This is a genomic window from Bacillus sp. EE-W1, assembly GCF_009760835.1.
Lineage (GTDB): Bacteria > Bacillota > Bacilli > Bacillales > Bacillaceae_G > Bacillus_A > Bacillus_A wiedmannii.
Window position 1 is genome coordinate 120,269 of record NZ_WIPE01000052.1, and the last position, 23,216, is coordinate 143,484.

The 23,216-nt window shown below is 35.7% G+C and carries 21 protein-coding genes and 1 pseudogene; 17 read left to right on the plus strand and 5 right to left on the minus strand.

Translation table 11 applies throughout. The annotated features are described in order from the left end of the window. Positions 1–48 precede the first annotated feature (48 nt). From GFJ36_RS05790 to calY, 6 genes are all read left to right on the plus strand, one after another. Positions 49–276 (plus strand): hypothetical protein, encoded by a 228-nt coding sequence (locus GFJ36_RS05790; protein WP_000251865.1) that lies wholly within the window; start codon positions 49–51, stop codon positions 274–276. Between the two features lie 154 nt (positions 277–430). After that, on the plus strand, positions 431–1,717 hold the full coding sequence (locus GFJ36_RS05795; RefSeq protein ID WP_002126097.1) for a D-alanyl-D-alanine carboxypeptidase family protein: 1,287 nt from the start codon (positions 431–433) through the stop codon (positions 1,715–1,717). Positions 1,718–1,914: 197 nt separating this feature from the next. Then, positions 1,915–2,484 carry a signal peptidase I SipW gene (sipW, locus tag GFJ36_RS05800; RefSeq protein WP_088062543.1) on the plus strand — a complete coding sequence of 190 codons (570 nt, stop codon included), beginning with the start codon at positions 1,915–1,917 and terminating at the stop codon, positions 2,482–2,484. 64 nt (positions 2,485–2,548) lie between these two features. Next, positions 2,549–3,139: a TasA family protein gene (locus tag GFJ36_RS05805; RefSeq protein WP_088062545.1), complete on the plus strand. Its 591-nt coding sequence runs from the start codon at positions 2,549–2,551 to the stop codon at positions 3,137–3,139. Positions 3,140–3,295: 156 nt separating this feature from the next. Continuing rightward, positions 3,296–4,039, plus strand: a complete 744-nt coding sequence (locus GFJ36_RS05810) for a DUF4047 domain-containing protein (RefSeq protein WP_097890413.1) — start codon at positions 3,296–3,298, stop codon at positions 4,037–4,039. Positions 4,040–4,448: 409 nt separating this feature from the next. After that, positions 4,449–5,042, plus strand: a complete 594-nt coding sequence (gene calY / locus GFJ36_RS05815) for a biofilm matrix protein CalY (protein ID WP_000053730.1) — start codon at positions 4,449–4,451, stop codon at positions 5,040–5,042. Between the two features lie 73 nt (positions 5,043–5,115). Here the strand turns inward: calY and GFJ36_RS05820 are convergent, their stop codons facing one another. Beyond that, positions 5,116–5,439, minus strand: coding sequence for a helix-turn-helix domain-containing protein (locus GFJ36_RS05820; protein WP_088062549.1), 324 nt, complete (start codon positions 5,437–5,439; stop codon positions 5,116–5,118). Positions 5,440–5,518: 79 nt separating this feature from the next. Next, the gene (locus GFJ36_RS05825) at positions 5,519–5,653 is read right to left on the minus strand and encodes an anti-repressor SinI family protein (protein WP_088062551.1); all 135 of its coding nucleotides are present in this window, start codon (positions 5,651–5,653) and stop codon (positions 5,519–5,521) included. Positions 5,654–5,995: 342 nt separating this feature from the next. Between GFJ36_RS05825 and inhA1 the strand changes: the two genes are divergently transcribed. The 11 genes and pseudogenes from inhA1 to GFJ36_RS05880 all read left to right on the plus strand — a co-directional run bounded on the left by inhA1 (position 5,996) and on the right by GFJ36_RS05880 (position 19,128). Further along, the gene (gene inhA1, locus GFJ36_RS05830) at positions 5,996–8,383 is read left to right on the plus strand and encodes a M6 family metalloprotease immune inhibitor InhA1 (protein ID WP_157349514.1); all 2,388 of its coding nucleotides are present in this window, start codon (positions 5,996–5,998) and stop codon (positions 8,381–8,383) included. Between the two features lie 171 nt (positions 8,384–8,554). Beyond that, complete coding sequence (locus tag GFJ36_RS05835; RefSeq protein ID WP_097890409.1) at positions 8,555–9,922, plus strand: aldehyde dehydrogenase; 1,368 nt, start codon at positions 8,555–8,557, stop codon at positions 9,920–9,922. 233 nt (positions 9,923–10,155) lie between these two features. Next, the gene (potA, locus tag GFJ36_RS05840; RefSeq protein WP_000720323.1) at positions 10,156–11,139 is read left to right on the plus strand and encodes a spermidine/putrescine ABC transporter ATP-binding protein PotA; all 984 of its coding nucleotides are present in this window, start codon (positions 10,156–10,158) and stop codon (positions 11,137–11,139) included. Next, positions 11,136–11,984, plus strand: a complete 849-nt coding sequence (potB, locus tag GFJ36_RS05845) for a spermidine/putrescine ABC transporter permease PotB (protein WP_000715495.1) — start codon at positions 11,136–11,138, stop codon at positions 11,982–11,984. The genes potA and potB overlap by 4 nt, the downstream gene beginning before the upstream one ends. A gap of 6 nt (positions 11,985–11,990) precedes the next feature. Then, on the plus strand, positions 11,991–12,791 hold the full coding sequence (potC, locus tag GFJ36_RS05850; protein WP_000714201.1) for a spermidine/putrescine ABC transporter permease PotC: 801 nt from the start codon (positions 11,991–11,993) through the stop codon (positions 12,789–12,791). 38 nt (positions 12,792–12,829) lie between these two features. Then, the gene (potD, locus tag GFJ36_RS05855; protein WP_000772499.1) at positions 12,830–13,879 is read left to right on the plus strand and encodes a spermidine/putrescine ABC transporter substrate-binding protein PotD; all 1,050 of its coding nucleotides are present in this window, start codon (positions 12,830–12,832) and stop codon (positions 13,877–13,879) included. 59 nt (positions 13,880–13,938) lie between these two features. After that, the gene (locus GFJ36_RS05860; RefSeq protein WP_000727812.1) at positions 13,939–14,586 is read left to right on the plus strand and encodes a phosphatase PAP2 family protein; all 648 of its coding nucleotides are present in this window, start codon (positions 13,939–13,941) and stop codon (positions 14,584–14,586) included. Between the two features lie 109 nt (positions 14,587–14,695). Continuing rightward, the gene (locus tag GFJ36_RS05865) at positions 14,696–16,888 is read left to right on the plus strand and encodes an MMPL family transporter (protein ID WP_157349515.1); all 2,193 of its coding nucleotides are present in this window, start codon (positions 14,696–14,698) and stop codon (positions 16,886–16,888) included. A 101-nt stretch (positions 16,889–16,989) separates the two neighbouring features. Next, positions 16,990–17,406, plus strand: a complete 417-nt coding sequence (locus tag GFJ36_RS05870; protein WP_060489448.1) for a hypothetical protein — start codon at positions 16,990–16,992, stop codon at positions 17,404–17,406. A 100-nt stretch (positions 17,407–17,506) separates the two neighbouring features. Next, positions 17,507–18,431, plus strand: a pseudogene (locus GFJ36_RS05875) (RluA family pseudouridine synthase). Between the two features lie 91 nt (positions 18,432–18,522). Continuing rightward, positions 18,523–19,128 carry a DUF1648 domain-containing protein gene (locus tag GFJ36_RS05880; RefSeq protein ID WP_060489453.1) on the plus strand — a complete coding sequence of 202 codons (606 nt, stop codon included), beginning with the start codon at positions 18,523–18,525 and terminating at the stop codon, positions 19,126–19,128. A gap of 40 nt (positions 19,129–19,168) precedes the next feature. On the opposite strand, the gene GFJ36_RS05885 is transcribed toward GFJ36_RS05880, so the two are convergent. From GFJ36_RS05885 to glcD, 3 genes are all read right to left on the minus strand, one after another. After that, positions 19,169–19,996 (minus strand): CAP domain-containing protein, encoded by an 828-nt coding sequence (locus GFJ36_RS05885; protein ID WP_000747605.1) that lies wholly within the window; start codon positions 19,994–19,996, stop codon positions 19,169–19,171. A 465-nt stretch (positions 19,997–20,461) separates the two neighbouring features. Then, on the minus strand, positions 20,462–21,790 hold the full coding sequence (locus tag GFJ36_RS05890) for a (Fe-S)-binding protein (RefSeq protein WP_097890405.1): 1,329 nt from the start codon (positions 21,788–21,790) through the stop codon (positions 20,462–20,464). Next, positions 21,787–23,199, minus strand: a complete 1,413-nt coding sequence (gene glcD, locus GFJ36_RS05895) for a glycolate oxidase subunit GlcD (protein ID WP_097890403.1) — start codon at positions 23,197–23,199, stop codon at positions 21,787–21,789. Before glcD ends, GFJ36_RS05890 begins: the two co-directional genes overlap by 4 nt. Positions 23,200–23,216 lie beyond the last annotated feature (17 nt).

Genomic DNA, 23,216 nt, shown 5'->3' on the forward strand with positions numbered 1-23,216 from the left:
TAAAGTTTCACTTTATAAATATTCAGTAGTAGAGGGAGAATTATTGTAATGGTAAGGAAAACGTTCAAGATGCGCGTATCTAGAAATAGAACGATTTCGATTAATGGCTCGATTCTTGATGTGGATGTTACACATGATGAGTTTTTACAAGAGTTTGTTGAGTGGGTCGATTCTAAAGGCTGGTCGTTTATGGGGATGACAGATGAGATTACACCCGAGGAAGCTAGTCAAAATTTAATAGATTCATTGATTGATGAGAAGGATAAGAAAGAATAATTCCTTCTTATTTTTTATTGTATATTTATGTTCTTTATCGTAAAAGTGTGATATAGTGAAAAAAGTGAATATTCTTCCAAATTAATACAAATTACATATAGGTTGGTAGAGGTATTTTATAGAATGTGAAAGTAAAGGGAAAAGGGAGAGTCATATGGTAAATTTTAAGAAAATTTCGGTTTTCGTTATGGTTATTTGTTTATTTTTTTTGACACCTATGACGTTATATGCTGAGACGAATATTGGAGTAAATCCGGAGCAAGTGGCACCTCCACCTGCGGAAGGGCCGAATGTTTTTAGTCAGTTTGCGACTACGATTGATGCGAAAACAGGAGATATGTTGTACGACAAAAATGCACATCATCGTGCGTTCCCTGCTAGTATGACGAAAGTGTTAACGGCGATTTTACTGATGGAGCATACGAAGCCAGAGGATCAATTTACGTTTTCACAATTAGCATTAGATCAAGAGAAGAGTAATTATCAAATTGAGTTTCACCCTGGTGAGACTATTAATAGAAATACTGCACTTATGATTTTAATGGTGCTGAGTGCGAATGATGTGTCGTATGCGATTGCGGAGCGTATTGGAGGAAGTGTTGAAAACTTCGCCAATATGATGAATGAAAGGGCGAAGCAATTAGGGGCTAAAGATAGTCATTTTGTAACGCCAAATGGATTGCATGATCCAAATCATTATACGACGCCATATGATATGGCCATGATTACGAGAGGTGTGCAAAAGTATCCTGAAATTTTACAAGCGATGAATACGAAAAGAACGACGGTTACGACATCTACGCAAACAGTTTCTATTTTTAATAAGTCTACTTATTTTGAAAATCCATATAGTATGGGTGGTAAGACAGGATTTACGAATGAAGCACGCAATACGCTCGTTTTATTAAATGAGAAGGATGGTAATCGTATTATAAATGTAGTAATGGCTTCTCAAAGACCTGAAATTTATGAAGATTTGAAGCAGATGGCGGAATATTCTTTTGGGCAATTTACGAAGCAAACTGTACTAGATAAACATAGTTGGCACCAAAAGGCAAAGTATTTAAATAAAGATGTTGATTCTGAGCTGGAAAAAAGTGCAGAGCTTATGCTAAAGAAAGATGAAGGGAAAAATATAAAAACGGCTTTTCGGGTTAATTCAGTGGATAAAGAATCTTTGTATCAAAAAGGAATTCATCGCGGTGAAGTAGTTGGTGCGGTAGATATTATAAAGAATAATCAAACGATTGCGACTATAAATGTTCTTTCAAAAGAAGATGTTACTTTTGCGATGCCTAAAAAAGATACAGTTGCACCTGAAGTAAAGGAATCGAATGTGAAAGTGATAAGTGTTGGAATAGGTGCGATTTTATTATTTGGAGCGATTTTATATGTAGTGCTGCGCCGAAATAACCAAGGGATGAAATCAGAAGAAAAATAAATTGCTAGTAGACCGTGATGAGATTTTGTCACGGTCTTTTTTGTATGCATTTCAAAAATGATTTAACTAATAATTGTAAATTTTCTTATTGCATTTCCATATCGTTCGTTATATTATTTACTTGTGTTCTTGTTAGAGAACTAAAGTGAATATTGTATACTTCAAATAACATAAAACAACGGAGAGGGAGAGAAACGATGAAATTAATTTGGAAGGTGATTAGCAACGTTATCTCATTTGTTTTATTTGCATTGATGATTTGCTTAGCTTTTGTAGTTATTTCTTCAAAAGCGAGCGGTGGGGATCCAACAGTGATGGGATATCAATTTAAATCAGTGTTATCAGGATCGATGGAACCGACATTTTTAACAGGATCAATCATTGCGATAGAACCGACGAAAGATGGTTCTAAATATCAAAAAGGCGATGTTATTACGTTTAAAGAGAAAGATGACAAAATTATCACTCACCGTATTATCGGTGTGAAAGATACAAATGGAAAAGTAATGTATGAAACAAAAGGGGATAACAACAACGGACCAGATTTAGCACCAGTACTTGCAGAGAATGTAATTGGAAAGTATGCAGATATTACAGTTCCATACGTTGGTTATGGACTGAATTATGCGAGTTCAAAAGCGGGAGCAGCATTACTTCTCATTATTCCTGGAGTCTTTTTACTTGGCTATTCCGCAATTTCTATTTTTGGCGCTATTCGTAGCATTGACGGAGAAAAGAAAGATAAAAAAGTAGAACAATCCGTCTAGTTCGTTTGGTTATACTTTCCGTTTAGGAAGTTAACAAATATATATATATTAAGGGGATATGGACATGACTTTAAAGAAAAAATTAGGAATGGGTATCGCATCAGCGGTATTAGGCGCTGCATTAGTTGGCGGAGGAACATTTGCATACTTTAGCGATAAAGAAGTGTCAAATAATACATTTGCGTCTGGAACACTTGATTTAGCGCTGAACCCATCAACAATTGTGAAAGTGGATAATTTAAAACCAGGTGATACAATTGAAAAAGAATTTAAATTGGAGAATAAAGGTACACTAGATATTAAAAAAGTACTATTAAATACGGAGTATGATGTAGAAGATGTGAAGAAAGATAATAAGAAAGACTTTGGTGAAGACATTGAAGTAGTTTTCTTGAAAAATATAGATAAAAAAGATGAAGTAATTAAGAGAATGACATTGAAAGAGTTGAAGAGTAAAACAATGACTGCTGCAGAAAATGATTTAGTAAGTTGGTTATGGCCTGAGAAAGGTATTAAAGCAGGAACTAATGATTCATTTAAAGTGAAATTCCACTTTATTAATAAAAATGAACCTCAAAATGAATTCCAAGGCGACAAACTGCAATTAAAATGGACATTTGAAGCACAACAAGGCGATGGAGTGGAGAAAAAGTAATCATAAAAAGAGACTATCAAAAATGATAGTCTCTTTTTATGATAAAAGTGAAATGTACAAAGAAACATAATTTCTTATATCATTTTATAATTCACTTTATTATAATAAAGGTATAGTTCTTGATAAAGAACAAGTTGTTCGATAGGAGAGATTAAAATGCTGAAGCCACCTCGCAAATTCAAAAGGATGCTTATATTGCCATGTTTGTGTTCTATTACTTTTTATTTAGGCTCTCAAATGATGACTTATACAGAAGCAGCTTTCATTCATGAAACGAAAGTTGAGGCTACTATTTCTACAGCAAGTATTTTTCCAAAAACAGTTGATCAATTAACAGAACAAGCTAAGCAACATAAGGAAGTTATTTTGCGTGAGTATGAAGGGATGAAATTGAAATTAACCTTTACTTCCATTCAAGAGTTAGAGCAGGTGCTTGCTACGTGGAAGCAAGGGCGTGAGAAAATAGTTGCGGAAAGAGAATTGTTACAAAAAGTATATGTATCAATAGAGGGTCCTTATAATCAAGTGCAAGAAGAGTTAAAAGGAAATAAAAGCGAATCGAATAAGCCAGTATTCTCATATGTGAATGCTGGTTTTCATATAGTGAAAGACAATTGTGAGTATGTTGATAAAGAGGTAAAGTTACAGGTGATTGATAAACAAATTCAAGATTTTGAGAAATTACTAGTAGAGGAAACAGCAAAACAAGTAAGTGAGGCTAAGAAACAAGAAGAAGCGAAAAAGCAAGAAGAGAGTAAAAAGCAAGAAGAAGCGAAAAAACTAGAAGAGAGTAAGAAGCAAGAAGAAGCGAAAAAACTAGAAGAGAGTAAGAAGCAAGAAGAGGCGAAAAAACTAGAAGAGAAGAAACAAGAAGAACAGAAAAATAAAGATAGCAAGTAAATACAGCAACTTTTCAGAGCGAATAGAGGTTATAAAGCCGAATAGGTGAGAGAGCATTGCGACTCACCTATTCGGCGTGTCTTCTTTATTTTAACAATACACGTCATATACGAGAAAACTGGTTGGCAGCATGATGGTGAAAGATACTAATTAGTATAGATAGTGAAAATTAATTACGTTTTTCTTTGTTTCTCAACAAATTTCCGAAAATTTAAAATGATATTGAGAAATAAAAATAACTGAAAATACTAATAAAAAAATGTTGTATTTATATAGGGTTGTTCGTTATAATGAACTTAAGGTTTTTAAAAGAGAACGAATATTAGCTAAGCTAATATAGTTTTCTTTATGTCCCTTATTGAAAAATTATAGGGGGAAAAATATAAAAAACAGCTAGGGGGAATTGATTGTGAGTCTGAAAAAGAAATTAGGTATGGGAGTTGCATCAGCGGCACTGGGGTTATCTTTAATTGGTGGAGGAACGTTTGCATACTTTAGCGATAAAGAAGTATCAAATAATACATTTGCAGCTGGGACGTTAGATCTTACATTAGACCCTAAAACGCTTGTAGATATTAAAGATTTAAAACCAGGGGATTCTGTTAAGAAAGAGTTCTTATTAAAGAATAGCGGTTCATTAACAATTAAAGACGTTAAACTAGCAACAAAGTATACTGTGAAAGATGCAAAAGGTGATAATGCTGGTGAAGACTTTGGTAAGCACGTTAAAGTGAAATTCCTTTGGAACTGGGATAAACAAAGTGAGCCTGTATATGAAACAACTTTAGCTGATTTACAAAAAACTGATCCAGATCTTTTAGCTAAAGACATCTTTGCTCCTGAGTGGGGAGAAAAGGGTGGATTAGAAGCTGGTACAGAGGATTATTTATGGGTACAATTTGAATTTGTAGATGATGGAAAAGACCAAAATATCTTCCAAGGTGATTCATTGAATTTAGAATGGACATTCAATGCTAACCAAGAAGCTGGCGAAGAAAAATAATAAAAAAGCGGGTATCCCCCGCTTTTTTTTATAAAGAAAAAGAAGTGCTGGTTGTTAGCACTTCTTTCTATTATTATTTTTGATCGTGCTTCCATTTTGTAAATTCAAGAAATTCACGAAATTGTTCTTTGGAGACACCAGAGTTCATTGCATCTTTAACAAGCTGTGTCCATTCGGAGTCTAGGTTAGTTTCCTTTGTTGTTTCATCATGAAGTAAAGTATCAACTGGAATTTGTAGAACTGCTGCGATCTTTTCAAGAAACTGAATGGAAGGGTTTTTTTGTAAATTTCGCTCTATAGAACTAATGTAAGATTTAGCAACACCAGCTTTTTCGGCAAGTTCAGTTAATGAAATACCTTTTTGTAAGCGAAGGCGTTTTATACGTTCTCCAATCATATTTGCGCACCTTTCTATCAATATGTAGTCGTCTTATGATGTCATTATTATAACATAAACTTCGTTAAAAAGAACAAGGCTATTGAGCCTGACTGGATGGCTTCATACGTCTTAAAAAATGTTCGATATCTTGCAGGGCGATACCAGCGTCTAGAGCTTCAAGTATTAAATCAATCCATTCTTGGTCCAGTGCGTCAGTCTTATCTTTGTACAAATGTAATTCCTCCCTAATTATCGGTCATAACTGCTGCTACAGAATATATGATAATGCAATCGCATTTTGTGTTTTATATAGTGAATTATCAAATATTTTGTAGATAAAACAAAGATAAAATCCCCATTAAATTCCCTCTATGGCGATTATAAAGTTTCTGACAAATATTTTCAATATTTTCAGAAAACATTGTTGAATTGTGATATATTCGTATGCTAACTATGGAATTTTTACAAATATGTTAAAAAAATTACATAATATAACTAAATATTGAAAAAATATTGAATTTTTAATAAAATTCAATTTGTAATACATATTTTTTATTAGGGGAGGAAATAAGGGATGAACAAGAAACCGTTCAAAGTTTTGTCATCAATCGCTTTGACAGCTGTGTTAGGTCTTTCATTCGGGGCGGGTGGCCAGTCTGCATATGCTGAAACACCTGTGAATAAGACAGCTACGAGTCCAGTCGATGATCATTTAATTCCAGAAGAACGTTTAGCAAATGCGCTAAAAAACCGTGGGGTAATTGATTCGAAGGCTTCAGAGACAGAAACAAAGAAAGCCGTCGAAAAATACGTAGAGAACAAAAAGGGTGAAAATCCTGGGAAAGAAGTATCAAATGGGGACCCACTTACAAAAGAAGCATCTGACTTTTTAAAGAAAGTGAAAGATGCGAAAGCTGATACGAAAGAAAAGTTAGACAAACCAGCAACAGGAACACCTGCAGCGACAGGCCCAGTTAAGGGTGGTCTAAATGGTAAAGTACCAACTTCTCCAGCAAAGGGAAAAGAATATAACGGTGAAGTTCGTAAAGATAAAGTACTCGTTTTACTTGTAGAGTACGCTGACTTTAAACATAACAATATCGATAAAGAACCTGGTTATATGTATACTGACGATTTTAACAAAGAACATTATGAAAAAATGTTATTCGGTAATGAGCCATTCGCATTAGAGGATGGAAGCAAAATCGAAACGTTTAAACAATATTACGAAGAGCAATCTGGCGGTAGTTATACAGTAGACGGAACAGTTACAAAATGGTTAACAGTTCCTGGTAAAGCTGCTGATTACGGTGCAGATGGTGCGACAGGTCATGATAATAAAGGACCAAAAGGACCACGTGATTTAGTAAAAGATGCATTAAAAGCAGCTGTAGATAGCGGTATTGATTTATCAGAGTTTGACCAATTCGATCAATATGATGTAAATGGCGATGGAAATCAAAAACAACCGGACGGTTTAATCGACCACTTAATGATTATCCATGCGGGTGTTGGACAAGAAGCAGGCGGCGGTAAATTAGGTGACGATGCAATTTGGTCACATCGCTGGACTGTTGGACCAAAACCATTCCCAATTGAAGGCACACAAGCGAAAGTTCCATATTGGGGCGGAAAGATCGCAGCATTCGACTACACAATTGAACCAGAAGATGGCGCAGTTGGTGTATTCGCACATGAATATGGTCATGATTTAGGTCTTCCAGATGAGTATGATACAGACTATACTGGTGACGGTGAACCAATTCAAGCTTGGTCTGTTATGAGTGGCGGAAGCTGGGCTGGTAACATTGCAGGAACAACGCCAACGAGTTTCTCACCACAAAATAAAGAGTTTTTCCAAAAAACAATCGGTGGTAACTGGGCAAATATCGTAGAAGTAGATTACGAGAAATTAAATAAAGGTATCGGTCTAGCAACATATTTAGACCAAAGTGTTACGAAATCTAACCGCCCAGGTATGATTCGTGTTAACTTGCCAGATAAAGATATAAAAACAATTGCTCCAGAATTTGGTAAGCAGTATTACTACAGCACAAAAGGTGACAATCTTCACACAAAAATGGAGACGCCACTGTTCGATTTAACAAATGCAACGACTGCGAAATTTGATTTCAAGTCATTGTATGAAATTGAAGCAGAGTATGATTTCCTTGAAGTACATGCTGTAACAGAAGATGGTCAGCAAACATTAATCGAAAAACTTGGTGAGAAAGCAAATAGTGGAAATGCACATTCAACAAATGGAAAATGGATTGACAAATCATACGATTTAAGCCAATTCAAAGGTAAGAATGTAAAATCAACATTTGAGTACATTACAGATGGTGGTTTAGCATTAAACGGTTTCCTACTTGATAATGCATCACTAAATGTAGACGGTAAAGTAGTATTCTCTGATGATGCAGAAGGTACACCGCAGTTCAAATTAGATGGATTCGCTGTATCTAATGGAACAGAGAAGAAAAAACATAACTATTATGTAGAGTGGAGAAACTATGCTGGTTCGGATAACGCATTGAAATATGCTCGCGGTCCAGAATACAACACAGGTATGGTTGTATGGTATGCAGACTCAGCTTATACAGATAACTGGGTTGGTTTACATCCAGGACATGGTTTCCTTGGCGTAGTTGATTCTCATCCAGAAGCAATTGTTGGAACTTTAAATGGTAAACCAACAGTAGCAAGTAGTACACGATTCCAAATCGCTGATGCGGCGTTCTCATTTGATAAAACGCCAGCTTGGAAAGTTGTATCTCCAACGCGCGGAACGTATACGTATAATGGCTTAGCAGGCGTACCGAAGTTTGATGATTCGAAAACGTATATTAATAAACAGATTCCAGATGCAGGACGTATTTTACCGAATCTTGGCCTGAAGTTTGAAGTAGTAGGACAAGCTGATGATAATTCTGCTGGTGCTGTTCGTTTATATCGTTAATACAGTAAAACTACCGAAAGATTTTCTTTCGGTAGTTTTTTTGTGAGCAATGAATTTTATATGCAAGAAGAAATTATATATAATGTAACTTTACGAATAGAAATTTATTATATATGAAGTCTATATAAATAATGAAAGAATTGGATAAAAATAGTGGGAGAAGGTGAATGAATGAGTGTTTCTTCTATTGTAAATAAACAAAAAGCATATTTTTATAATGGCCATACGAGAAGTGTAGAAGTGAGAAAGAATAATTTGAAGAAGCTTTATGAAGGCATTCAGCGTTTTGAAGAAGAAATATTTCAGGCATTGAAATTAGATTTAAATAAGTCAGTTCATGAGTCGTTTACAACGGAAGTTGGATATGTATTAAAAGAAATTTCCTTTCAATTGAAGCATATTTCATCGTGGAGTAAACCGAAGCGGGTTCGAACAGCACTCACTCATTTTGGATCAAAGGGGAAAGTAGTTCCTGAACCGTACGGTGTGACACTTATTATTGCACCGTGGAACTATCCGTTTCAATTAGCAATTGCACCTCTTGTAGGAGCGTTGGCGGCTGGAAATACAATTGTTTTAAAGCCGTCAGAGCTAACGCCAAACGTTTCCAAAGTACTTACGAGGATGTTAGTGGAATTATTCCAAGAAGAGCTTGTAGCGGTAGTAGAAGGTGGTGTAGAAAAGAGTACGGAATTGTTAGAGGAACCGTTTGATTATATTTTCTTTACAGGTAGTGTCGGTGTTGGAAAAGTTGTGATGGAAGCAGCAGCGAAACGGTTGACGCCACTCACGTTAGAACTTGGGGGAAAAAGCCCATGTATTGTACATAAAGATGCAAAAATAGATGTAACAGCAAGACGAATTGTTTGGGGTAAGTTTTTAAATGCAGGGCAAACGTGTGTAGCGCCTGATTATATGTATGTGCATGCTTCGGTGAAAGAACAGTTAATCGAGGCATTACGACACGAAATTGCGGAGCAGTATGGAAAAGATCCACTAAACAATGACAATTATGTACGAATTGTGACTGAACGTCATTTTGAACGTTTATGTTCATTTTTGAAAGATGGTAAAACGGTAATCGGCGGGAACTATAAAAAAGAAACTTTACATATAGAACCAACAGTGTTAACAAATGTTACATGGCAAAGTACTGTTATGGAAGATGAAATTTTTGGTCCGATCTTACCAATTGTAGAATACGACAACATAGAAGAGGTAATTGGAACAATTCAGCAACATCCGAAGCCATTAGCGTTATATGTATTTTCTGAAGATAAAGAAGTACAAAAGAAAGTGACAAGTAATATTTCATATGGCGGAGGCTGTATTAATGATGTTGTCTATCATCTTGCAACGCCATATTTACCCTTTGGTGGTGTTGGAAGTAGTGGATTAGGTAGTTATCATGGGGAAGAAAGTTTTCGGACTTTTTCACATTATAAAAGCATTTTAGCCCAATCTACGGCATTCGATATGAAAATTCGTTACTCTTCTACAAAAAGTGCTTTAAAATTCATACGAAAGTTGTTAAAATGATGATGGTGTTTATCAGTAGGCGTAGCCGTATGATAATAGCCCCTTCGTAATGGAAGGGGTTTTTCTGTTCGACATATGTATCATGCAAAAATGAATCAAACATACTACATAAAGAATAGAAGAGAACGCTAAACAACCATTTTTGTTTGGATCGAAACAAAAAATAGTCTATAGAACATAAATATTTATTCATGAATATAAAAATTAAAATTTAAGGTAGATAGGACGGGAAAATGAAAAAGATTATTAAAGTTGAAGCAGTAGAAAAACATTTTGGAAATCAAGTGATTATCCCACCTCTTTCTTTAGACATTAAAGAAGGGGAATTTTTAACGATTTTAGGGCCGAGTGGTTGCGGGAAAACAACGTTACTTCGCATGATCGCAGGCTTTGAAACGCCAACTAAAGGGAATCTTTTATTAGATGATGAAAAGATTAACGATTTGCCACCATATAAGCGTCATATGAACTTAGTGTTCCAACATTATGCGCTATTCCCACATATGAATGTGGAGAAAAATATTTGTTTCGGTATGAAAATGCAGAAAGTACCGGCAGCAGAGCAGAAAGAGCGTGCTGAAGAGGCAATGCGTTTAACGCAGTTACTTGAGTTCCGTAATCGTAAACCTGCAAAGCTTTCTGGTGGACAGCAGCAGCGTGTAGCAATTGCGAGAGCGATTGTAAATAACCCGCGTGTATTATTACTAGATGAGCCACTTGGGGCGTTAGACTTTAAGTTAAGAAAAGATTTGCAACGTGAATTGAAAAACTTACAACGTAATTTAGGAATTACATTCATATACGTAACGCACGATCAAGAAGAAGCGATGAGCATGAGTGATCGTATTGTCGTTATGAATAAAGGACATATTGAACAAATTGGAACGCCGAAAGAAATTTACAATAAGCCGAAAACAATGTTCGTTGCGACATTTATCGGTGAAAATAATATTGTGAAAAACGGGGAAGGCTATGTAGCAATTCGCCCTGAAAACGTAAAAGTACGTTCGGTTGAAGAGCCGATTTTAAAAGAATACCATCTTGGACATATTGAAGACGTTGAGTTTGTTGGAAATATGGAAAAGCTGTATGTACGTGACGAGAAAACATCAGAATTACTAATGGCATATCAAACTGCTGAAGAAGCAGCGCAGTGGAGCATTGGAGATAATGTATACGTAGGCTGGGAGCAAGAGGACGAGGTGACCTTAAATTGAAAAAAGGGAAATTACTCGCACTACCGACAGTCGCGTGGCTGTTAATCTTCTTCCTAATTCCCCTTCTGTTTGTATTGGCATTTGCCTTTATGCAGCGCGGGGCATATGGGACAGTGGAAATGCAATTTACGTTAGAGAATATAGCTCGTGTGTTTGATCCACTATACATGGGAACGTTATGGGAAACTGTTAAGATTGCAGTTATTACAACAGTAATCTGTTTAGTAATTGGTTATCCATTTGCTTATACAATTACAATTGTTGATCGCAAATACCGCTCAATTCTTTTATTATTGGCAACGATCCCGTTTTGGATTAACTTCCTTGTTCGTTCATACGCATGGATTGTTATTTTACGTTCACAAGGTCTTGTAAACACATTGCTATTGAAACTAGGTATTATAAGTGAACCTTTAAATTTACTATATAACACACCTTCTGTAATACTCGGAATGGTCTATTCTTTATTACCATTTATGATTTTACCGGTGTATGCAGCGATTGAGCAGCTTGATAAGCGTAAGCTAGAAGCAGCTTATGATTTAGGAGCAACACCAGCAAAGGCATTTTGGAATGTAACAGTACCAATGACGATGTCAGGGATTGCTACTGGTTCTATTTTAGTGTTTGTTTCTTCTATCGGAATGTTTGTTGTATCAGACGTTATGGGTGGATCGAAAGTAGCGTTAATTGGAAACGTAATTCAAAATCAATTCTTAGGAGCGCGTGACTGGCCGTTTGGATCTGCGTTATCTATGATTGTTGTTCTATTCTCTGTTCTGTTAATTTACTTATATTATCGTGCAACGAAAGTATATAAATATGATGGGAACGGAGGGGAATAGGCAAAGATGAAGAAGTTTTTAGTTTCTTATTCTTGGTTAATTTTATTGTTCTTGTATTTTCCAATGATGGTTTTAATGGTATATTCCTTCAATGATTCTCGCATTAATGCGGAATGGGAAGGTTTTACATTCCATTGGTATACAGATTTATTTCAAAAGCAAGATGTTATTGATGCGTTTGTAAATAGTATGACGATTGCGATCGTAACGACGGTTGTAACGACAGTTCTTGGTGTGATTTTCGCGATTGCATTACATCGTTATAAATATCGTTATGAAGGGGCTATTAACGGTCTTGTGTATTTACCAATTTTAATTCCTGATATTTTAATGGGATTATCTTTACTTATCTTATTTAGTCAATTAGGTATGGAACTTGGCAAAACAACAATTATTATTGCGCACATTACATTTAGTATTTCATTTGTTGTCGTTATTTTAGCAGCGCGTCTTTCTGGTATGGGACGTGATTTAGAAGAGGCTGCGAATGATTTAGGAGCAACGCCGTGGCAAACGTTTCGTTATGTAACGTTCCCAGCAATTGCACCAGGGGTTATTTCAGCCGCATTATTAACATTCACATTATCAATTGATGATTTTGTAATTAGTTTCTTCGTATCAGGACCAGGATCAACAACATTGCCATTATACATTTACAGTATGGTTAAGCGCGGAGTATCACCAGAAATTAATGCACTTTCTACAATTTTAATTGTGGCTATCGTAGGATTAATGGTTCTATCTGAAATCTTCCGTAACAAAGGTGCAGATGGTGAAGAAAACTCTGGAGGACACCTTCCTTTATAATACGAACAATATAGAAAGTACGAGGAGGTAATAAACCGATGAAATTAATGAAAAGATTAGCCGGCGCAGCAATTAGCTTTAGCCTTGTTGCTGGTGTACTTGCTGGTTGTGGTGAAAAGAAAGAAGAGTTAAACATTTATAGCTGGGCTGACAATTTTGATGAGCAAGTGCTAAGAGATTTTGAAAAGAAATATAACGTGAAAATTAACTATGATAAGTATGCAAGTAATGAAGAAATGCTTGCGAAATTACAAGCAGGTGGCGCGAAGTATGATTTAATTCAGCCGTCTGATTACATGGTTAAAACAATGGCGAAAATGGATTTATTAGCGCCGTTAGACAAAAAGAATATCCCGAATATCGAAAATATGGTTTCTAACTTCAAAACACCGGCGTTTGATCCGGAGAATAAATATTCTTTAGTATATACTTGGGGCGTAACAGGTATTGCATACAATAAAAAGTATGTGAAAGAAGCTCCTACAAGCTGGGCTGACCTATGGAATGAGAAATATAAAGGGCATGTAACTTTATTAAATGATTCTCGTGAAGTATTAGGTATGGGTCTTAAGAAGCATGGATTCTCAAACAGCACGAAAGACGATACACAGTTAAAGACAGCAGCAGATGATTTAAAGAAGCTGCTTCCAAACTTATTAGCATTTGATACAGATAATATTAAACAAAAATTCATTACAGAAGATGCTTGGATCGGAACAGTTTGGTCTGGAGATGCAGCATTTATCGCAAAAGATAATAAAGATGTAGAGTACGTTGTACCAAAGGAAGGCGGCACAATTTGGGCTGATACGTTAGCAATTCCAAAAGGTGCGAAAAACAAAGAGCTTGCAGAGAAGTTTATGAACTACTTATTAGATGAAAAAGTAAGTGTGAAAAACTACGAGTCAATTGGATACAGTAATCCTAATGAAAAAGCTCATCCTCTTCATAGTAAAGAATATCGTGATAATCATATGATCTTCTTAACGAAAGAAGAATTAGATCGTACAGAATGGCTTGTTGATGTAGACGATAAGCTAAAAGACTATGATCGTTACTGGACAGAGTTAAAAACAAAAGGTAAATAAGTAAGGAAATGCGGTTTCTAAAATAGAAATCGCATTTTTTCATAGTAGGAGGAAATCGCTTGAAAAAGAAGTTGCATCAATATGAGGTAGTATGTATCGTTTTATTACTTGCTGTATTTGGCATTGTTGCTTGGCGCGTACATGCGGGTGGCGTTACAGTGATGGATACATATGTCCGAGCATTAGTAAAAGGATTACAAACAGAAGGTTCGCTTACATTTTTCTCACACTATACAAAATTAGGTTCTGCTATCGGGATCGTAACTACGCTGGCTATAAGTTTACTTGTTTTTTGGAGAAAACGTTATTATGCTGCGATGATCGTGTATCCAATGGGCATTTTAATAACACATCTTGTTAATAAAGGGATAAAAGAAATTGTGAAAAGGGAGCGCCCATCGTTAAATGAAACGTTGGATGCGCTTGGGTATAGCTTCCCTAGTGGACATGCAATGTTATCTATTATGACATTCGGGTTTCTTACTTATATTATTGCGGCAAATTTGAAGAGTGTAACTGGAAAATATGTTATAACGATTTTGATGGGAATTGTAATTGTATCGATTGGATTAAGTAGAGTTATTTTAAATGTACATTATCCAACTGATATTTTAGCTGGTTATTGCGTAGGTGGTATTTTGTTAATTATGGCGATTTACTGCCATCGTTTACTTACCAAGAGATTGGGACTTAATAAAGAGAGATAAAAAACGTCTGGAAAAACTATCATTATAGTGTTTCCAGACGTTTTTTGTTTGTACGAAGATGTGATACAGTATAAATGACAATTGAATTATTTAAAGTAGGTGAAAATGTGTGAAAACAAATGTACATAAAGTAGATAAGTGGGGGAAATTAGGAGCTTTTTTGTATCAGTTTCGTTATACAGTAATTGTAGCATTACTATTGGTTGCGATCGCACTCGGTATTTTCGCTCCAAAGCTGCCGGGAGTATTAGGCGGTGATGGTTTCCAAACGGAAGGGGACTATCAAAAAACGAAAGAAATTTTAGATAAAGATTTTAAGAGGTCTCAAGACACACTTCTACTCGTTTTTGAAAAAAATAAGGGTGCTTCACATGAGGAATTTCAAAAGCAAGTAGAGGGAATTGTAAAGAATGTACAAGAGAAAGAGACATATGAATCTTTCCATCACCCAGTGCAAAATAAAGAAATGTTACAAGATGATATCGGCTATGCGACAATTTTATTTTCCGGGAAAACAAATAAAGAACGAATGGAAAAGACATTGCAATTTGCTGATAAAATCGAAAAGGAAAGTAATGCCGCATTAAAAGTAACGCCTACAGGGTTTCCAAAAATTAATCAAGAGATTAATGAAAGAACGCAAAATGATTTAAAAGTAGCGGAGATGATTGGGTTACCAATTGCATTTCTCGTATTACTATTTTCATTTGGTAGTCTTTTGGCATCTATTTTACCAATTGTAAATGGGGCGCTTAGTGTTATTAGTACGATGGGCATATTATACTTTATAGGTAGCGATAAGGAACTATCTATCTTTGTGTTAAATGTTGCACCGATGATTGGACTTGCGCTATCTATTGATTTTGCACTATTATTTGTAAATCGCTTTCGAGAGGAAGTTGCAAAGCGAGCGGTAAAAGAAGCGATAGCAATTACATATCAAACAGCAGGGCGCGCTATCGTATTTTCAGGGTTATGTGTATTTGTTGGATTATCTGGCTTGTTTTTCTTTAAAATCGATTATATTCAGTCTGTCGCAATTAGCGGAATGATTGTTGTGATTATGAGTATTTTATTCTCACTCACACTTCTCCCAGCGCTATTATCATTAATTGGGAAACGACTATTAAAAAAGAATCAAGTAGCACATACGCCGGCAAAGGCTTGGCGCAAATTTGCGCAATTTGTAATGAAACATCCAATCGCAATGATTATTATTGTTACAACATTTATTGTTATTTGCTTATTACCGTTACGTACAGCTAATTTGCAGTTCCCTGACGTAGAAGCTCTACCTAAACAAAGTGATACAAGAATTGCATATGAGAAGTACGAAGAGACATTTAATAAAACTGCAAAAAAACACGCTGATGTTACGTTAGTGGTAGAGACGAAAAAAGATATGAAAGAAAAAGAAAGTTTACAAAAGATAGAAGAAGTCGTTCAAAAGTTAAAAGATGATAAGAAAGTATATGAAGTTAGAAGTTTATACGACGGGTTAACTCGTATGAAAGCAGATCAAGTTGCTGGAATGTTAGAGTCGCCAGAAGCGGCGAAACTAGCTCCTATATTTGAAGCGTATACGAAAGGAAATAAGACGACGATAGAAATCTTTTTGAAAACAAAACCACGTACTGAAACTGCTAAACAGTGGGTTCGTGATTTTAAACAAAATTATAAAGAAACAGATGTTACGTATTATTTAGGCGGGATGACGACGTTCCAACAAGAGTTAGAAGATGAAATTAAAGATAAAGTTGCAATTGGTATGTCTGTTATATTTGGATCGACCTTTGTTATATTATTATTTGCATTCCGATCTATACTCATTCCAATTAAGGCGATTATTATGAATATACTTAGTTTAAGCGCAACAATTGGAATTGTTGTTTGGTTATTTGAAGGTGGGCATTTTGGTTTAGAAGCGAGTCCTGTTCTATTTGTCTTACCAATCTTTATTTTTGGTCTCGTATTTGGGCTTAGTATGGATTATGAAGTTTTTCTTATTTCACGTATTCATGAGTTATATGAAGAAACAGGAGATAATGATCAAGCAACGTTAGAAGGACTTGTGTCAACAAGTAGGATCATTACATCAGCTGCGTTAATTATGATTGTTGTAACAGGTGCGTTCGCCTTTACTGATATTTTACCAGTACGGCAAATGGGGCTTGGTGTTGCATTAGCAATATTCCTTGATGCAACAATTATTCGTCTTATGCTTGTACCAAGTTTAATGAAACTGTTTGGAGATTGGAACTGGTGGTTACCATTCCGAAAGAAAAGAGAAAAATCATCGTAAAAAATACTCATCTTATAGATGAGTATTTTTTTATGAATAGCAAGACCTACATTTTGCAAATAGTATGTGATAAGAACATTACATATAAGTAGGTGAAGGCAATGTTTCGTTATTTTAAGTTTAAGCTAAATGATACAGTACAGTTTGCAGAAAACGATGGGCATATGTATCGCATTGTCGGTTATCGGTTAGAAAAAGGATATTATCCAAAAGATGAATGGACTCATATCATTTATGAATTACTTAGAGATTTTGATGGGTATACGATGGATGCGGAAGAGGAGGAACTTGTAAAGGTCATTCAAGTAGAGGATGAGTATTACAAAATACAAGAGGTATCGGGCTATCGCTATCCAGTAAAAATGAAGCAAAAACAACAAGTGATGAAAGTAGAAAAAATTGATGACTTATTAGATACGTATAATGATTATAAAAGATTGGCGGATTTCTTTAAAGATTTATCGTATGAGCAAAAAGCGGAAGAAGTATTGCAGGAAATGAAACGGCGTAGAGCGTGAGGGGGCCAGTCTACTATAAGACTGGCCTCTATTTTTGACGGTGCATCAAATTGTGTTTTCCGTTACAATGAGAGAATCAATAGAAATAAGGTGATACAGTATGGAAACGAAGAAGAAGGGCGAATGGTGCGAAATTACTGTTCCAGCGAAATGGAATGGCATAAGTATTGATTCGTTATTAAAAATAGAATGGGAAATACCGAAAAAGTTGTTACATCAGCTTCGTATGGAAAAAGGTATTACCGTTAACGGAGAACAGAGAAGATGGAATGAGCTTTTAAAAGAAGGCGATAAGTTACAAGTGCATATGTTTATGGAAGAAGAATACGATGTAGATCCTGAATATGGTGAATTAGATGTAAGTATATGAAGACGATCACGTACTCATCGTAAATAAGCCTGAGAAGATGGATACGCATCCTGCGGAAAAAGGCGGGATGGGAACACTTGCAAACCTTGTTGCTTTTCATTTTCAAATGCAAGGTTTAGAGACGAAGGTTCGTCATATTCATCGGTTAGATAAAGATACGACAGGTGGTGTCGTGTTTGCTAAGCATAGAATTGCTGGTGCAATTATGGATCGTTTATTAATGGAACGAAAAATTAAAAGAACATATGCGGCGCTTGTGGAAGGGAAAGTAAAAGGTAAGCAAGGAACAATTGACGCAGCTATTGGAAGAGATCGCCATCATGCGACGAGACGACGTGTTTCTCCAAAGGGAGATCAAGCTATCACATTTTATAAAGTAGAGAAGTATTTTAAAAACCAAAATGTTACGTTCGTAACGTTACAATTAGAGACAGGTAGAACCCATCAAATTCGTGTTCATATGAGCTATCATGGTAATCCATTAGTTGGGGATGTATTATATGGTGGGCAAACGCAATATATGTCCAGGCAAGCGTTACATGCGATGAAGATAAACTTCTTACATCCAATTACGAAAGAAGAGATCGAAGTGGATGTACCATTCCCTGCAAAATTAAATGATACAATGAAAGAATTTCAAAGAATGAATGCGTAAAGTGTAAGTTTAAATTTGAGAAAAGTAGATTCTTGCAGGAATTTCTCTAAAAGAAGCGAAGCCGTTAAGAGAAAAGAGAGGTGAGAATTGCTTGGTCAAATATAAATACATACTAGGAATATTTTTCGTTTGTCTTTTAGTTACTCTATGCCTCTATCCATATTTACCAAATGAGATGGCTGTACATTGGGATGAAAATGGTGGGCCGAACGATTTTATGAGTAAACAAGTTGTTATAGCATTTATTCCTTTTTTTCTTATTTTTTTACATGGGTTGATGTATATTATTTCACATAATATATATAAGTTTAATGAAGGCGAGCATGTCATTATAAGTGGATTTCTAAAGACGATTACTTTATTTATGTTGTTTATCCATATGCTCATTCTCTTTATTAATTTTGGAAGTATGATATCCTTTCAAACAGGACTAACAATTGGGATTAGTATGTTTCTTTTTATGCTTAGTAAGTTGTTTAAACAAGTTCAGAGTACGGAAAAAGACCCAATCAAATTACAAAAGATCCGTTTAGTGAGTAGGCGGATTTTTCAAATGATGGCATGTAGTATATTATTTTCATTATTTTTGAACTTGAAGTGGGGGTTTTATGTATTACTTAGTGTAATAAGTAGTGGTTCTATTTTGTTCATGTTTTACATTTTATACTCATACATAATAGAAAGTTATGAAACATAAAAAAGAGTCTTCTCATTATGAGAAGACTCTTTTAATCTATTTACTTCGTAATAAATTGTTGTGTCCAGTAGTTGCCGCTTTCTACATAGCCAACACCGATGTGAGTGAAGCCGTTATTTAAGATGTTTGCACGGTGTCCAGCACTGTTCATCCAAGCTTGTACTACCTCTTCAGGTGTACGTTGGCCTTGAGCGATGTTTTCACCTGCAGATGTATAAGAAATACCAAATTTCTTCATCATGTCAAACGGAGACCCGTATGTAGGGCTGTTATGATCAAAGTAGTTATTCTTCTGCATATCTTCAGATTTAACACGTGCTACTTTGCTTAATTCAGTATCGATTTTTAGTGCTGGTAAGCCTTGTTTTGCACGTTCAGCGTTTGTTAATTCAACAACACGTTGTTCGAATTCGCTTAAAGATTTTGCTTCTTCAGCAGGCTTTTGCTCAGCAGGTTTTTGTTCAGCTGGTTTTTGAGTATTGTTGTTTTCAGCAGGTTTTTGAGCTTCTGGTTTTTGAACTTCTTCAGCAGGCTTTTGTTCAACTGGTTTTTGCTCAGCAGGCTTTTGAGTTTCTGGCTTAGCTGTTGGTTGCTCAGTTACAACATTTTCAGTTGGTTGTTGACCAGGAATAATGCAATTTGGTTGGAAGTTTCCTTGTTGCCATTGTGCTAATGATTCCACGCCCATAGATTGTAAGAATGCTTGTAATTCTTGTTGGCTCATTTGCTTCATCATCACTTTTGAATGCTGAATATTTTGAACCTTTACGTTAGATGGTTGTACTGTTGCAGCTTGTGCATCTAGAGAAGATACTCCTAAAGTAAGAGCCGTTGCAGCAGCTACAGATAATAAAACACGCTTTTTCATGATGTGTGTCCCCCTATATAAAGTTTTAATTTGTTTTCACACGATTTGTTTTTGACAGCCTGTCTGACTGACAAATTCATCGTAGCATAGATTTTGTGAGAAAAAAGATGGAAAAAAATTCATAGACTTAAAATTTACCTAATTTATCCTAAGAGGGGAAAAGAGGAAAAATAAGAGAAACATAGAGTATAAAAGGAATTTTCAGCATTTTTATACTTGGTTTTAAGAGGGGTATTTTGGATGAATTTACCTAAACAGAAAATGAAGAATCCTATTGTATCAATGGTTTGAGAGTTTTTTTTAGGAATATACTGGATTGATTTTTACAAAACTGTAATGTATCTGTTGTTCTTTTTTATAATAAAGTAACATATTTTTAATATTGTAGCGGACAAAAAAGCGGCTATCTCTTTACATAGACGAAGGAGATAGCCGTTTTCCTATTATTACGTATGTTACGAGTTATTACGAGTTGGTTTCAATTGCTTCTAATAATAAATCTACGATGTGAATTCCTCTCATTTTATGAGAAAGTCCTTCTCGTTCAATGCCTAATTTCATTTGTAGTAGACAACCTGGATTTGCAGTAACAATAGTTGCTGCTTCTGTTTCATGTACACGGTCCATTTTATAATCTAGAAATTCCATGGATAGTTCTGAATGAACAATATTGTAAATACCAGCAGAACCACAACAGCGATCCGCATCTTTCATTTCACGATATGTTGCGCCTTGAATTGCTTCTAGTAACATACGAGGTTCTGAAGATGTTCGCATAACATTGCGTAAATGACAAGAGTCTTGATACGTAATAATTTGCGATGGAAGTCGTAAGTCATTTCGTTTATGGAAATCTAGTTCTACTAGAATAGCAGTAATATCTTTAATTTTAGAAACAAACTGCTTTGCGCGTTCAGCCCACTGTGGATCATCTTTTAAAAGATAATCGTAGTCTACGAGGTAAGCTCCGCAACCACCTGCATTCGTAATAATATAGTCGATATTTAAATCTTCGAATGCTTTTATATTTCGTTTCGCTAATTCTTTCGCTCCGCTCTTTTCACCAGCATGCCCATGTAATGCACCGCAGCAACTTTGTGTTTTCGGAATAACGATATCACAACCAGCTAACTGAAGAAGTTTCATCGTTGCGTTATTTGTTTCTAAAAACATCGTATCCATTAAACAGCCTGTGAAGAATGCAACTTGTTTCTTTTTTGTACTTTCAGCAGGTAAAAATGCAGGACGATCTTTCATTGCTTTCATTTTAGGGACTTTTGGTAAAACAAGATCCATTGTTGCAAGTGTTTCAGGGAATAACTTCATAATACCCATTTTATGTGTTAGTGTTTGTAAACCAGAACGTTGGTAAAATCCGATTAAGCCTGTTAATGTTCTCATTCGATTTTGATGCGGGAAGAGCCCTTCAAAAACGACTTTACGAACGGCTCTCACTGGCACCGAGAACTTTTTGTTTTGATTTATAATGTCACGAGCTTCTTCTAATAAATGTCCGTAATTTACACCTGATGGACAAACAGGTTCACAAGCACGGCAGCCAAGGCAAACATTCAATGTATTTTCAACATCTTCATCTGGTTCAATTAAACCGTCAACGACCGCTTTCATTAATGCAATACGTCCTCGTGGTGAATGTGATTCTTTATATCCAGATTGAATGTAAGTAGGACAAGTAGGTAAACAGAAACCGCATCGCATACAGTTTAGTAGTTCATCTTCACTTAATCTTTCTTTAAATTCTTTTTGAATGTTTTCTTTATTTAATGTTGTCATCGCTCAACCACCACTCTTTTGCGAGTGTCTTTCGCGAACATCTTGCCAGGGTTCATAATGTTATTTGGATCGAAGGCTTGTTTAATTCCTTGCATGGCAGCAATACCTTCTTTACCTAATTTCATTTCTAAATAAGGAGCTTTCATCGCACCAACACCATGTTCACCAGTAATTGTGCCACCAAGTTCAATTGCTTTCGCAAATATTTCAGCAAAAGCTTGTTCAGCTCGGTGCATTTCTTCTTCATTACGAGCATCTGTCATACAAGTTGGGTGTAGGTTGCCATCGCCAGCATGCCCAAACGTACAAATAGGAATATTATATTTTTTTGCAATGGCATTAATAGCTTCAACCATCGGAGCTATTTGTGAGCGTGGTACCGTTGCATCTTCTAATATTGTAGTAGGTTTTAATCTTGCAAGTGCTGATAGTGCACTACGGCGAGCTGTCCGAAGCGCATCTGCTTCCGCTTCATCTTTTGCAATGCGAACATCGACTGCATTCATAGAGCGGCAAACGTTAGCCATTTTTTCAATATCTCGATGGACAACTTCAGGTGGACCGTCTTGTTCAATTAATAAAATTGCTTTTACATCAGTTGGTAAACCGATTTGTGCAAACTCTTCTACTACTTCAATTGTCGGCTGGTCTAAAAACTCAAGTGTCGCTGGAATGATTTTATTTGCAATAATAGAAGAAACAGCACGTGCAGCTTCATTAATATCTTCATATAGTGCAAGCATCGTTTTCTTCGTTTCAGGCATAGGAACAAGTTTTAATATTGCTTCTGTTACAACGCCAAGTGTTCCTTCAGAACCGATAAATAAACGAGTTAAATCGTAACCGGCTACATCTTTTGCTAATTTACCGCCAGTACGAATAATATCGCCATTTGGTAAGACAAGTTCAAGACCCATCACATAATCACGTGTTACGCCATATTTTAATCCGCGTAATCCACCTGAGTTTTCATTAATGTTACCGCCGATTGTAGAAATTTTCATCGAGCTTGGATCTGGTGGATAAAATAAACCTTTTTCTTCTACCGCTTTAATAATATCAAGTGTAATTACACCAGCTTGTACAGTAATTGTTAAATTCTCTTCATCAATTTCTAAAATGTTATTCATATGGCGGAAGATAAGGACGATACCGCCTTCAAGTGGACATGTCCCCGCGCAAAGGTTTGTTCCAGAACCACGAACATATACAGGAATTTTGTGAGTGTTACATATTTTTAACACTTCAGCTACTTCATTTGTATTACGAGGAGCAATGACTGCATCAGGCATTGCTTGGAAGTTTGGAGTGGCATCATAACTATACGTTAAACGCCCCATATTGGATGTATCTACATTATCTTCGCCAACAATGGATACGAATGAATGAATAATTTGCTTTTCTAACATTGGAAATCCCCCTCAAA